Raw genomic sequence first — 1,311 nt, 5'->3', positions numbered from 1 at the left:
CCGGCGAGCCACAGGGCGCGGCCGACGCCGAGGCGCCGGGCGAGGACGGGAGCGGCGACCGACCCGATGAACGCGCCCAATCCGCCCGCCGCCAGGAACAGGCCCAGCACACCGGGGGGCAACCGCAGCTCGCTGGTGAACAACACCAGGAACGCGACCTGGCACAACTGGATGCTGAAGTTGCTGAGCGCGCCCTCCAGGATCGCCGGCCGCAGAGTCGGGTGCCCGAAGACGAACCGCAGCCCCTCTCCCACACCGCGCCGCCCGGCGGCCTGGACACGGCCAGCCGACTCGGAGGGCTCTACTGGCTCGGAGGGCTCGGCGGGACGCAGGTTCCGCAGGAAGCACGCCGACCACAGGTAGCCGACCGCGTCCGCCAGGACGGCGAAGGGCGCGCCGAGGCCCTGGACGACGAAGCCGCCGACGCCGCGTCCCGAGACGTCCGCGACGGTGTTGAGGCCGGCGAGCGCGGAGTTGGCGGCCACGAGCCGGTCGCGTCCGACCAGGGCGGGCAGCACGCTGAGGTGCGCGACGTCGAAGAAGACCGTCGCGACGCCGGTCAGCAGCGCGACCGCGTAGAGCTGCGGCAGGGTGAGCACGCCGAGCGCCCAGGCGGCCGGGACGGACCCGACCAGCCCGGCCCGGACGAGGTCGGCGGCGACCATCACGCGGCGCTTGCGCATCCGGTCCGCCCACGCCCCGGCCGGCAGTCCGACCAGCAGGAACGCGGCGGTGCTCAGCGCGGCCAGCAGACCGACCCGGCCCGGCCCGGCGTGCAGGACGGTCTGCGCGAGCAGCGGGAGGGCGAGGGTGCCGAGCTGAGAACTGATCTTGGAGGCGGCGGCCGCGGTGAACAGCAGGCGGAAGTCGCGTTCGGCCAGGACCGGCCCCGGCGCTTCTCGGGTGAGGGTCGTCATGCGCGGAACCCTCGCCGACGACCGCGCCCGCCCTCGACGGATTTAGTCTGGACCGAATCCAGGAGGGATCCGCGTGCTCGAACTGACCTTCTCGGCCGACGACCTGGCCTGCACCCGGTTCGCCATCTCGCCGTTGTGGGAGGCGGTGGCGGCGGTCCGGACGCTCAAGTACCCCGACGAGCACCCGCTGCACCGCCGGTGGGCCGAGGCCGTCCGGCCCCGGCTGGCCGCCTCCGGAACCCGCCTGGGGCCACTGGCGGAGCTGGTCGGCCCCCGGCTCATCGCCGCGTTCGCGTGCCCGCCGCCGACCTCCCCCACCCCCGACCTGGATCTCGAACTCGCCGCCCTGCGCCGCCAGCCGCACGACCGGGTCGCCGCGGACCGCGCGGCGCTC

1 protein-coding gene and 1 pseudogene are annotated in these 1,311 nt (G+C 75.1%); one reads left to right on the top strand and one right to left on the bottom strand.

What is annotated here, in order from left to right; translation table 11 throughout:
* Positions 1-917, bottom strand: a 917-nt coding sequence (locus AB0J52_RS41010) for an MFS transporter (RefSeq protein WP_500188650.1), incomplete at its 3' end; no start/stop codon positions are given.
* A 73-nt stretch (positions 918-990) separates the two neighbouring features.
* Between AB0J52_RS41010 and AB0J52_RS41005 the strand changes: the two are divergent.
* A pseudogene (locus AB0J52_RS41005) lies at positions 991-1,311 on the top strand (transcriptional regulator); the annotation flags it as partial.

It is taken from the genome of Spirillospora sp. NPDC049652 (assembly GCF_040675125.1).
Lineage (GTDB): Bacteria > Actinomycetota > Actinomycetes > Streptosporangiales > Streptosporangiaceae > Spirillospora.
This window is presented reverse-complemented; position numbering and strand designations above follow the sequence as displayed.